The sequence below is a fragment of the Saliphagus sp. LR7 genome (genome assembly GCF_003344565.1).
Classification (GTDB): Archaea; Halobacteriota; Halobacteria; order Halobacteriales; family Natrialbaceae; genus Saliphagus; species Saliphagus infecundisoli.
In genome coordinates this window covers 13,945-26,155 of sequence record NZ_QPND01000005.1, presented here as the reverse complement: position 1 = coordinate 26,155, position 12,211 = coordinate 13,945, and the positions used below count along the sequence as shown (strand labels likewise).

Here is a 12,211-nt window from a genome sequence, read left to right as displayed (position 1 = left end):
GTCTTCGTCCTCCCCCTCGAAACGCTTAGGCCCCCACGAACCGACGTGGCCACCGATGACCCGTGTCCCACCCCCGGTCGAACGAGCCTCCCAGTCCGTCGGTAGGTGGTGTCCTCGATGAGCCGGGCACTGGCGCTCTCCTGGGCGATCGGGCTCGGTCTCCTGGCCGGATCGATCGCCGGAACGCTCGTCCCTGCCACGACGAGCGGTCAGGAACTCAGACACGTCGTCGGTCTCACCCTCGTGTTCGTTCCGGCGGTCTACGTGATGGTTCGACGGCGGTGGACCTACTGGACGGCCACGAACGGCTACCTCCGGTTTGCGGTCTACCTGCTCTCGTTTCTGGTGACGGCGGGCGTGTTGATGGTGCTCTCGGTCGTTGCGTTCGGCGCGAGTGGACCGGTCGCGACGGGCGCGACGTTCCTCGCCGCGGCCGTCGCGTTCTCGATTACGGCCTGGCTCACGTTTTACGGCGGTGCCGACCGTCTATGGGCCGAACTGATCGACCGGACCGACATCGAGTGATGAGCGACGAGTCGTCTCCGACTACCCCGTGCTGTCAGCGGAGTCGCCATCAACGGCGTCCTCGGCAATGACGGATCGGCCGAGCGGTCGGCGAGCGAGGTTTTCACCTCGCTCGCGACGACGTTTCCCGTCCGCCAGCCACGTTCGGCCAGGGGGTTTCGATGTCTGGTTCCGATGGTCCGTCGCGTCTCGTGGCCGTTTTCGTCACGACCTCTAGACTGGAACTACATTCACGGAAACCTTTATAATTATAGATCTTATTGGTACTATTTCTGTTGGCTATGACTAATAGCAATGAAGGAAGCACGGCAGAGAGACGTAACGATCCCACCGCAGCGGCGAAGAACCTGGCCGACTTCGAAACGGACGGCGATCGGCCGGCCGAATCCGGATCCTCCTCTCCGAATTCGGTCGGTCGACGAGGATATCTGAAGGCGGTGTCGACCGCCGCGGCGACCGGCCTCGGCATCGGTGCCGTGGCGACCCCCGCCGCCGCCATCTCCGAAAACCAGACCGGCAACGACGGCGGCTACTTCTACTCGTTCTGGACCGACTCCGAGGGGACGGTCACCATGGACCTGGGGTCCGGGGGCAACTACAGCGTCGAGTGGACCGATACGGGGAACTTCGTCTGTGGCAAGGGCTGGGAGACCGGCGCGGCCAGAAACGTCGACTACTCGGCCTCGTACAATCCGTCGGGCAACTCCTACCTGTGCCTCTACGGGTGGACGACGGACCCGCTGGTCGAGTATTACGTCATCGAAAACCACGGCAGCTACCGGCCCGAGCACGACTACAAGGGGACCGTCAACACCGATGGTGGGACCTACGACATCTACGAGTCGCTTCGGGAGAACAAGCCCTCCATCGAAGGTGAGGCGACGTTCCCGCAGTACTGGAGCGTTCGGCAGAACACGCGTTCCGGCGGGACGATCACCGCCGGAAACCACTTCGACGCCTGGCAGAGCAACGGCATGGACATGGGGAGCCACGACTACCAGATCCTGGCCACCGAGGGCTACGAGAGCAGCGGGAGCGCCAGCGTCACCGTCGGGAGCTCCGGCGGCGGCGGTGGCGGTGGAGGCGGCGGAGGCGACGACGGCGGCGACGATGGAGGTGGCGGCTCCTCCGGTTCGGTCGCGAACGGCACCTATAGCATCCAGAACGTCAACAGCGGGAAGGTACTCGACGTCGCCAACGGGTCGACGGAGGACGGCGCCAACGTCCAGCAGTACTCCGACGGCGGCGGCTCGAACCAGCAGTGGTCCGTCGAGGACACCGGCAACGGCGTCTACCGGATCGAGAACGTCAACAGCGGGAAGGTGCTCGACGTCGCCGACGGGTCGACCGAGGACGGCGCGAACGTCCAGCAGTATTCCGACGGCGGTAGCGACAACCAGCGCTTTTACCTCCACGATCAGGGCGGCGGCGAGTATCACGTCCAGCCGGTCCACAGCGAGAAGGCAGTGGACGTCGAGAACTCCTCGACCGACGACGGCGCGAACGTCCACCAGTACGACTGGCACGGCGGCGCCAACCAGCTCTGGACGTTCGACTCGGTCTGATCGAGTCCCGTGAAGCGCGGCGCTATTCTTCCTGTGCGTCGACGACCGCGACGCTCGCTAAGTTGACGATGTCGGCGACGTCATCGTCGCGCTGGAGGACGTGGACCGGCTCTGCCATCCCGACTAACATTGGCCCGATCGCCTCCGCGCCGCCGAGGCGCTGGAGGAGCTTGTAGCCGATGTTGCCCGCCTCGAGGTTCGGGAAGACGAGCACGTTCGCGGGTTCGTCCAGGTCGGTAAAGGGATACGACTCGGTGAGGAGATTGGAGAGGACGGCGGTATCGGCCTGCATTTCGCCGTCGACTGGGAACCCCGCGTCGGGATCCTCCCGGAGCCGGCGGGCGGCCTCGCGGGGTTTGCGGGTGCCCGCGTTGTCGACGCTGCCGAAGTCCGAATACGAGAGCAGGGCGACCCGCGGATCGACGTCGAACCGGCGGGCGAGGTCGGCGGTGTGGCGGGCGACCTCCGCGAGCACCTCCTCGTCGGGGTCCTGGTTGACCGTCGCGTCCGCACAGAAGACGATCCGGTCGTCGATCGCGAGCAGGTAGACGCCGGCGGCGTACTCCGCGTCCGGCGCGGTGCCGACGATCTGGAGGGGACGCCGGAGCGCCGTTGGGTAGTGGTGGGTCAGCCCCGTCAGCATCGCGTCGGCGTCGTCGCTCTCGACGAGCAGGCTCGCGAGCGTGTTCGGATCCGATTCGACCTGCTCGCGGGCCTCCCGCCGGGTGAGCCCCTTGCGCTTTCGTGTCTCGTAGAGGCGGTCGGCGTACCCCTCGAGGTCGTCGGGTCCGGGGTCGACGACCTCCGGGTCGACCGAGAGGCCCCGGTCGGCGACGATGGCCTCGATCCGGTCGCGCTCGCCCACGAGGAGGGGGCGGGCGATCCCCTCCTCCTCGAGGCGGGCGGCCGCCCGGATCGTCTTCTCGTGGGCGCCCTCGGCGAAGACGACCCGCTTGGGGTCGGTCGCTGCCTTGTTCATCACGACCCGCATGAGCTCCCTGGCCTTGCCGACGCGGGCCTCGAGGCTCTCGCGGTAGGCCTCGAGGTCGGGCTCCCGGCGCGCGGTCCCGCTCTCGATGGCCGCTCGCGCGACGGCGGTCGAGACCTCGAAGAGGACTCTCGAGTCCAGCGGTTTCGGGAGGATGTAGTCGGGGCCGAACTGCAGCGAGTCCGTCCCGTAGGCCTCGGCGACCGCGTCGGGGACGTCCCGGCGGGCGAGGTCGGCGAGTGCGCGTGCGGCAGCGACCTTCATTGCCTCGTTGATTTCGCTGGCCCGGACGTCGAGGGCGCCCCGGAAGATGAACGGAAAGCCCAGGACGTTGTTGACCTGGTTGGGGTAGTCCGAGCGGCCGGTGGCCATGATGACCGTATCGTCGCGGGCGGCCTTGGCCTCCTCGTAGCCGATCTCGGGATCCGGATTGGCCATCGCGAAGATGATCGGGTCTTCGGCCATCGACCGGACCATCTCCTTGCTGACGATCCCGCCCACCGACAGCCCCACGAAGACGTCCGCTCCCCGCATTGCATCCGCGAGGTCGCCGCCCGTTTCGCGGGCGAACGGTCGGGTGTAGGCGTTGAGTTCGCCCGCCTCGGCCCGGTCGGTCGTGAGGACCCCGTGTTCGTCGACCATGGTGACGTTCCCACGGGGGACGCCGAGCGAGACGTAGAACCGGGCGGTCGCGGTGGCGGCCGCGCCCGCGCCGGCGATCGTCACGTCCACGTCCTCGAGGCGTTTGCCGGCGATGTCGGCGGCGTTTACGAGGGCGGCGCCGCTGATGATCGCGGTGCCGTGCTGGTCGTCGTGGAACACCGGGATCGACATCTCGTCGCGGAGGCGCTCCTCGATCTCGAAGCAGGCCGGCGCGGCGATGTCCTCCAGATTGACGCCGCCGAACGTCGGCTCCATCGCGGCGACGGCCCGGACGAAGGCGTCAGTGTCGGCCTCGTCGAGTTCCACGTCGAAGACGTCGATGTCGGCAAAGCGCTTGAAGAGCACGCCTTTCCCCTCCATGACGGGCTTTCCGGCCTGGGCACCGATGTCTCCGAGTCCCAGCACCGCGGAGCCGTTCGAGACCACGCCCACTAAATTCCCCTTCGCGGTGTACTCGTAGGCCGCCAGCGGGTCGTCGGCGATCTCCCGGCAGGGCGCGGCGACGCCCGGCGAGTACGCAAGCGAGAGGTCCCGCTGGGTGTTCGTCGGTTTCGTCGTCGAGATCTCTACTTTTCCGGGCGGGTCGGTCCGGTGATACTCGAGGGCGTCCTCGTCCATGGGGGCTCGTGGGGCTGGAGATACTCGGTTCGATCGGTTTCGAATCGGCGATCAGTCGGCCCCGTGGTTGGGAACGTAGCCACAGTCGCGACACCGCCAGGTGCCGTCGGTCGCGGCGAGGTCGCCTTCACAGTCCGGACAGCGGTACGTCGATCGGGATGGCCGAGGCTGCGAGTTCACGGTCCCTGCCATTCCGCCGGGCACAATAAGCCTGTGTATCGACGCCATACTGTCCAACGGTCCGGATCGTGTGGCCGCACTCGGTCCCCCGCCCCTCGAGCACTCTCTCTGGCCGGGTGACCACCTCGACGAGGTTTGGCGGGGAGCGCCCGCCGGCGCCCATATCCCTCCGGGACCCGATGCGGGTCCGCCGGACCCGGACAGTCAATAACGATAGTTACATTACTTCGGATCCTGACTGTCCAACTGCGTTACCGATAGGGTATCCCACGGCTGATAGGGACGCCCACGGCTCCCAACGACACCCATGACCGACAACGACACTCACTCGAACCGCAAGCGGCGCTCGTTCCTCCAGGCGATGGCGGCGGCCGGCCTCGGCGCGACGGTCGGCTCCGGTCGGGCCGTCGCACAGAGCGACTCGGAGGACCTCGATTCGTACCACCAGGCCCTCCGGGACACCCTCACCGGTGAGGAGGGGCTTCCGGAGGGAGAGTTCGTCTACGGGACGAGCGAGGACGCCGTCCTCGAGGCGTTCGCGCTCGATCCGGCCGAAAGCGGCACGGAGACCGTCGTCGACGTGAACGCGGAGGTACCGATCACGCGGGCCGACCGCGTCGAGATGACCGAGGTCCCCGAGAACCCCTACGCCGCGACGTACAGGGCGAACGTCCCGGACCGCTCGTTCGAGGAGGGGGACGTCCTGCTCGCGGTGGTCTACCTCCGGGGCGTCGGGACCGCGAGCGCGGGCGACCCCGTCGAGACCCAGGCGGGATTCAAGTGGCAGTACACCAACCCGGACGGTTCGACGGGCTACTCCGAGAACATGATCCAAGGGACCGTGCAGGTCTCGCCGGGCCAGCAGTGGCAGCGCTACTACTTCCCGATCGAGGTCATCGCCAGACCCGACGGCTCGGCGTTCCAGCCCTACACGGAGTTCTGGACGGGGTATAGCGAACAGACCATCGAGTTCGGTGGCCTCGCGCTGGTCGACTACGGCGGGACGGACGTCGCGGTCGGCGACCTCCCGACGAGTTCGTTCGACTACGACTACCCGGGACGGGCCGAGGACGCCGCGTGGCGCGACGCCGCCGAACAGCGCATCGAGGAGATCCGGACGACCGACCTCGAGGTCACCGTGGTCGACGAACACGGCGATCCGGTCGAGGGAGCGACCGTCGACGTGGCGATGCAGGAACACGCCTTCGACTTCGGGTCGGCGGTCTCGGCCGCGCAGTTCCCCGACGGCAACGAGACCTACCGCGAGACGTTCTTGGAGAACTTCAACAAGGCCGTGCCCGAGAACGGGCTGAAGGTGCCGGCGTGGGAGGGCGAGTACGGCGAGTCCCTCGATCGGGACAACACCCGTGCGGCCATCGACTGGCTGACTGAGCGCGATATCCCCACGCGGGGCCACGCCCTGGTGTGGTCGACCTACGACTGGATGGGGATCGATTCGGACCAGTCGGCCGCCGCGATCAACGAGGAGGTAAAGCGGCTCATCCGCGAGCGCGCCGACGAGTTCGAGGGCCGGCTCCCGGAGTGGGACATGCACAACCACCCCCTGTTCTACCCCGAGATCTGGGAGGACATCGGGCGGGAGTACGTCCTCGACTGGTGGGAGACTGCCCACGAAGCCGTCCCCGACTCCCGGATGTATATCAACGAGATCAACATCCTCAACGGGAACCTCGCGGATTCCTACTACGACCACATCGGCTGGCTCCAGGACAACGGCGCGGACGTTGAGGGGATCGGCTTTATGAGCCACTTCACGCTCGGCAGCCTCACGCCGCCGTCGGAACTGGTCTCGACGTTCGACCGGTTCGCGGAGTTCGGGGTCCCCCTCCAGCTCACCGAGTTCGACGTCCAGATCAACGACCGGGGCAACGAAAACGAGGTCGAGACCCAGGCCGACTACGTCCGGGACGTCCTGACGGCGGCGTTCAGTCACGAGGCCGTCGACGGCGTGATGTCCTGGGGCTTCTGGCCCGACGAACACTGGCGCCCCACCGCGGCCTACTACGACAGCGACTGGTCGCTGCGGCCCCACGGCGAGGTCTACCGGGACCTCGTACTCGGCGAGTGGTGGACCGACGTCTCGGGCGAGACCGAGTCCGGAGGCGTCTACGCGGCCGACGGGTTCAAAGGGACCTACGAGATCACCGCGCGCGCGGACGGCTCGCTCGGCGCCACGACGGTGACCGTCGACGACGAGAACGGGTCGGCCACCGTCGAACTCTCGCCCGCGTCGGTCGCCGACGTCGAACTCGACGTCCCAACGCACACCTTGGAGGCGGGCGAAACCACCGACATCGGCGTCACGCTCGTCACCGAGCGCGGACGGGAACTCGAGGCCAGCGCCGACAGTTTGTCGTTCGAGACGGACGACGCGAGCGTCCTCACCGTCGACGACGAGGGCGTCGTCGTCGCGGCCGACACCGGCACGGCGACCGTCACGGCGGTCGCGACCGCCTACGGCGACACGGCGGCCGCGAGCGCGACGATCACGGTCAACGGCGACGAGTCCGAGACGGTACTCGAAGACGATGCGACGGACCTCTCGAAGACCGACTCGAACGCGAACGTCACGGTCGGGAGCCGCGACGCCGGCTTCGGGGAGGACAGCTGGTTCCAGAAGAGCGACGCGGGGGTGCCGAGTTCGGTGACTTACCGCGCCCCCAACGGGTTCGACGCGTTCGACGTGACCGCGCGCGTCAACTACTCGGCCACTAACCAGGGCGAGTTCGAGGACCTGGTCCTCGAGGCCTCGGCCGAGGGCGACTCCTTCGAGGCCGTCGACGCGAGCCACGAGGTCGTGACGCCCGCCAACGACTCCAACGGCTACTACGCCGAGTGGCGCTACGCGGTCGAGTCGGGAATTCCGGAGGACGCCACCCACCTTCGGATCACGATCCCGCCGACGGGGGCGAACTTCTACGTCTACCTCACGTCGGTCTCGCTCTCACGAGCCCAGTCGGTCGATCGGACCGGCCCCTCGATCGTGATCGACGACCTCCAGGCCGACCGCACGTACGAGGCGCCCCACGAGGCCGACGTGTCCGTCAGCGACGAGGGCGCGATCGCAGAGCGGTCGGTGACCCTCGACGGCGATTCGTGGGCGGGCGGGACGCTCACCGCCCGCGGCCGGCGCCGCCTCGCAGCCAGCGCGACCGATTCGGCGGGGATCACGACCGACCTCGGATTCGCCTTCACGGTCGAGAACGCCGACCACGACCTGATCGCCCGCCAGAAGCCGAGCGCGACCGACGCGACCGTGGGCGAACGCCTCACGTTCCAGGTGCAGGACACCACCGGCAACGACCGCTGGATCGACTCGCTGGAGTGGTCCTTCGGCGACGGAACCGCCGAGACGGGCTGGTGGGCCGCCCACCGGTTCGAGGACCCAGGTTCCTACCGCGTCTCGCTGACCGCGACTGACAATCAGGGCCGCACGACCACCGACACGGTGATCGTGCGGGTCGCGGATCTCGACGGCCCCCTCGCGCGGGCGAAGCCGGGCACGACCGAGGCGGCCGTCGGCGAGCGGATCACGTTCGACGTCGAGGACGCCACGGGCGAGGGTCGCTGGATCGACTCGCTCGAATGGACGTTCGGCGACGGCACCACCGGGACGGGCTGGTGGGTCGAGCACCGCTACGACGAGACGGGCACCTACACCGTGGCGCTGACCGCGACGGACAACACGGACCACTCCACCACCCACGAGGTCGAGATCACGGTCTCCTGACCGCTCGTCCGCGGCGTCCCGGACGGCGGTTCTCCGTCTCGTGGGTCGCATGTTTTCGACCGACGGTTGGGATCGAAAGAGAAAAGCGCGTTCGTGGTTGCCGTCGGAATTCCGATGTCGAGTTCAGACGGCCGGTGGTCGGCCGTGTTCGTCCTCGATTCCTGAATGCTCGTAGAAGAAGGCACAGAGGGTGTCCCGCCACCGCTTCGCCTGCAGGACGTGCTCGTCGAAGCGTTCGGCGACGTGGCGGTACCGGCGCTCGTCGATCTCGCCCTCGAGACCCTGCCACCGATCCCGCAGCTCCTCGACGGCCTCGACGCCGGAAAAGCAGTTGTCGTAGAGGCGTTGGACCACCGTGGTGCCGTCTTCGAGTTCGTGGTCCCAGGGGAGGTGATGGAAGAAGAGCAGGAGTTCCTCGGGGCAGGTCTCGGGGTCCTCGTAGCGGTCGGCGATCGGCTCGCGGTATTGGCCGGCGTAGCCGCTTCCCGCGGCGGTCCGGTCGTAGCCGATCCCCTCCTCGGTCGCGCCGTGGTACTCGGGCCACTCCTCGGGGGCGGGATCATAGTGGTTCTCCAGGGCGGCCTCGCCGTTGTACATCATGTGCATCAGCCCGATCCCCCCGGTGTGGTAGTCGATCGAGGCCTGCCAGGACTCCATGAGGATCTCGAGGATCGTCTCCCCGGCGTCGCCAGCGCCGAACGTCTGTCGGGTCCACTCGTCGGCGATCTCCTCCGAGCCGAGGTCGGGATCCCACGCGAGCCGGCCAAAGCCGTAGAGGTTCGACCCCAGAAGGTAGTGACCGAACCAGTTCGGGTCGTCGCCGACGATGCCGACGCCGGTGATGCCCTGGCCCTCCCGGTCGGCGAGCAACTCCTTGACGGGTGTATCGGGGCCGTCGGCGTGGGTGTCAAAGTCGAGGACCTCCTTCCACTGGGGTACCAGATAACAGGCGTGGACGCCCTGGCCGGTGTACTCGCCGGTGATCTGGAGCTCACAGCCCAGATCGGTGTCGGGCATCGCGCCGAACAGCGTCGAGACGGGCTCGCGGGGCTGGAAGTCGATGGGGCCGTTCTTGATCTGGACGGTGACGTTGTCGGCGAACTCTCCGTCTAAGGGTTCGAACGTCTCGTAGGCCTGGACCGCCCGGTCGTCGTGCTCGGAGTAGACGAACGCGCGCCACCAGAGCCGGCCGCCGTGGGGCGCTAACGCCTCCGCGATGACGTTCGCGCCCTCGGCGTGGTCCCGGTCGTAATCGTAGGGGCCGAGCTGGCCCTCCGAGTCGGCTTTCACGACGAACCCGCCGAAGTCCGGGATCAGGTCGTACACCTCCGTGGCTTTCCGTTCCCACCACGCCGCGACCTCGGGCTCTACGGGGTCGGCGGTGTCGAGATCGCCGGCCAACACCGGCGAGGCGAAGTTCACCGAGAGGTAGAGCTCGATCCCGTAGCGTCGGAAGACGCCGGCGAGCGCGGCGATCTTCTCGAGGTTCCGGCTCTCGATGAGTTGCCAGCCCTCCCACTCCGAGGTCGCGTCGTTGGCGCCCTCTCTGGAGGGAATCCTCGTGTTGACGTTGTTGACCGAGATCCCGTTGATCCCCACCGAGGCGAGCAGCCGGGCGTAGTCGGCGTAGCGTTCGTCGAGGTCGGGCAGGCGCTCCCAGTCGAAGATCGAGGGGCCGGCGTAGCCGCGCTCGACCTTCCGGCGGAAGGGGTTGTCCCAGTGGTCGACGATCCGTTCGGCGTTGGCGGGTTCGGAGACGATATCGAGGTCGTCGATCGGCTCGCCCAGGCTCATGAGCCGGAGCAGGTGGAAGGTGCCGTAGACGAGGCCGGCGTCGGCGGGTGCCGTAAGCACCGTACACTGGCTGCCCTCCCACTCGACCGACCGGATGAGAAAGCCGTCGTCGTCGAGGGCTCGTACTTCCTCCGGATCGACCGTCTCGCTGATCGGGCGCAGCTCCTCGGGGCCGCCGATCGCGAGAAAGCCCTCGACGGATCGCGGCGGGTGGTGCCAGAGGTGGGGCTCGCGGTCGAGCAGACCCCCCAGTCCCCGGCGGAGTTCCTCGCGGACGGCGACGAGTTCGGGGCCGGCGTCGGAGACGTAGGCGTGGGTACAGAGCCGGCGGTAGGTGTCGAGCCGATCGCTCTCGGCGCGGTCGTACCGGAGCCAGCAGTCGTCGTACTCGGAATCGAACATACTCGCCCTCCGGTATGGGGGTTCCAAAACGTTCCGCTTCGATTCGCTCTGAGCGCGACGCCCGGCCGGTCAGTCCTCGAGGACGGCTCGGACGGCGTCGTAGGCGGGTTTTGGGTCGTAGCGTTCGTCGAACAGGAGCGGGTCGCCGGTGTAGCGCTCGGGGAAGTCCGCAAAGCCCCGGAGCCACGTGCTCGCGTCGGCGACGCCCCAGGTGACGATGGTCTCACACCCCGCATCGAGACACGCCTCGAAGACGTCGCGGTAGTAGTCGGCCTGGACCTCGAGGGGGTCGTCGGGGACCTCCCCCCGGTGGAAGGCGACGTCCATCTCGGTGATCTGGACGTCGAGTCCCAGCTCGCGGAACCGCTCGATGTTCTCGGCGATGCTTTCGGGATCAGGATGGTCCCCGAGGGCGTGAAGCTGGAGTCCGACGCCATCGACGGGAACTCCCCGGTCGAGCATGCCCTCGAGGAGGTCGTAGATCGCGTCGGACTTCTCGTTGACCGCGTCGGCGCCGTAGTCGTTGTAGTAGAGGTCGGCGTCGGTAGCTTCGCTTGCCCACTCGAAGGCGAGATCGAGATACTCCTCGCCGAGGGCCTCCGACCAGACCGTCTCCCGGAGGGTTCCGTCGTCGGCGACGGCCTCGTTGACGACGTCCCAGGCGTCTATCTTCGCGCGGTAGCGCCCCGCGACGGTGTGGATGTGGTCTCTGAGGAACGTGCGGATCTGGTCGTCTGTATGCTCCCAGGCCTCGAACCAGTCGGGCTTCTGGTTGTGCCAGACGAGGGTGTGTCCCCGGACGTACTTGTCGTGGGCCGCGCCGAAGTTCACGATCGCGTCGGCGTCGGTGAAGTCGTAGGTCTTCGGCGACGGGCGCAGTGGCCCCATTTTCAGGGCGTTCTCGGGCGTGACCGCGTTGAACTCGTCTTTCGCGCGCTTCCAGTAGCTCGGATCGCTCCGCAGGCTGCCGGGCGCCAGGGCGGCCCCGATTCGAACGTCGCGCTCGTCGGCGATTTCGCGCAGTGGTTGATCGACCATCGTCTCCTTTCAGGTTGATCCCGCACCTAAAGCTACGGGTAGCGGTTCCCCGCTCGACGACCGGAGTCGTCTCCGCAATACTATACTGAACCATATTCTCCAATATACAAAATACGTTCTCTGATGGTGGAACGGACTGGTTCCCTGGGATCCTCCGCTATTCCGTTACAAACGTACATGTGTAAGTGGTTTCGAACGCGCGATGGAACAACTCCCACGCCACTACGGGCGCCGGAGAACTGAAACACGGGTCCTCCCGGTCCACCTTCCTCCAGTTTTGAACCCCTTCACAGAATACCTTTCTCTCAGAGAGAACGAGATCCGCGAACGGAGAAACGACGTGTTCTGTTCCCGAACGACCCTGAACGATCCCGATCGGGAACGGTTCGGCGGGGGTCGGCCCGCTATCGCCTCCGGTTGCGTCGCTCGAAGGGGTCTTCGTCCTCGTCTTCGATGGCTTCGGCGTCGAGTTGGCGCCCCCGGTACTCGAAGTAGCCCCAGGCGAGAAAGAGGGCGCCGACGATGACGGCCGAGGTACCCTCGCCGCGCACGAGGAAGTACGCGACGGCGCCGGCGGCAAGCAGTATCGTCACGAGCAGCGCCCGTCGCGTGGAGTTCCGGAGCCCCGATATGTCCATACGTCGTTTCGGAGGGCCAGCCACTCAGTAGTTGCGCTCGGAGCGGCAG

Annotated in this window: 8 protein-coding genes; 3 read left to right on the top strand and 5 right to left on the bottom strand. The window is 67.1% G+C overall.

The annotated features are described in order from the left end of the window. The first annotated feature begins 117 nt into the window (after positions 1-117). Together DVH23_RS08855 and DVH23_RS25110 are read left to right on the top strand one after the other, a co-directional pair. Entirely contained in the window at positions 118-525 is a 408-nt protein-coding gene (locus DVH23_RS08855; RefSeq protein ID WP_157972362.1) for a hypothetical protein, read from the top strand. Positions 526-962: 437 nt separating this feature from the next. Further along, positions 963-2,090, top strand: a complete 1,128-nt coding sequence (locus tag DVH23_RS25110) for a glycoside hydrolase family 11 protein (protein ID WP_304466117.1) — start codon at positions 963-965, stop codon at positions 2,088-2,090. 22 nt (positions 2,091-2,112) lie between these two features. Here the strand turns inward: DVH23_RS25110 and DVH23_RS08845 are convergent, their stop codons facing one another. Beyond that, positions 2,113-4,359, bottom strand: a complete 2,247-nt coding sequence (locus DVH23_RS08845; RefSeq protein WP_114577086.1) for an NADP-dependent malic enzyme — start codon at positions 4,357-4,359, stop codon at positions 2,113-2,115. Between the two features lie 51 nt (positions 4,360-4,410). Then, complete coding sequence (locus tag DVH23_RS24985; protein WP_255565233.1) at positions 4,411-4,539, bottom strand: hypothetical protein; 129 nt, start codon at positions 4,537-4,539, stop codon at positions 4,411-4,413. Between the two features lie 307 nt (positions 4,540-4,846). On the opposite strand from DVH23_RS24985, the gene DVH23_RS08840 reads away from it, so the two are divergent. Next, positions 4,847-8,290, top strand: coding sequence for an endo-1,4-beta-xylanase (locus tag DVH23_RS08840; protein ID WP_114577085.1), 3,444 nt, complete (start codon positions 4,847-4,849; stop codon positions 8,288-8,290). Positions 8,291-8,413: 123 nt separating this feature from the next. On the opposite strand, the gene DVH23_RS08835 is transcribed toward DVH23_RS08840, so the two are convergent. The 3 genes from DVH23_RS08835 to DVH23_RS08825 all read right to left on the bottom strand — a co-directional run bounded on the left by DVH23_RS08835 (position 8,414) and on the right by DVH23_RS08825 (position 12,162). Beyond that, positions 8,414-10,486, bottom strand: a complete 2,073-nt coding sequence (locus tag DVH23_RS08835; RefSeq protein ID WP_114577084.1) for an alpha-glucuronidase family glycosyl hydrolase — start codon at positions 10,484-10,486, stop codon at positions 8,414-8,416. A gap of 69 nt (positions 10,487-10,555) precedes the next feature. Then, the gene (locus DVH23_RS08830; RefSeq protein WP_114577083.1) at positions 10,556-11,524 is read right to left on the bottom strand and encodes an endo-1,4-beta-xylanase; all 969 of its coding nucleotides are present in this window, start codon (positions 11,522-11,524) and stop codon (positions 10,556-10,558) included. Positions 11,525-11,928: 404 nt separating this feature from the next. Next, entirely contained in the window at positions 11,929-12,162 is a 234-nt protein-coding gene (locus DVH23_RS08825) for a hypothetical protein (RefSeq protein ID WP_114577082.1), read from the bottom strand. Between the last annotated feature and the right edge of the window lie 49 nt (positions 12,163-12,211).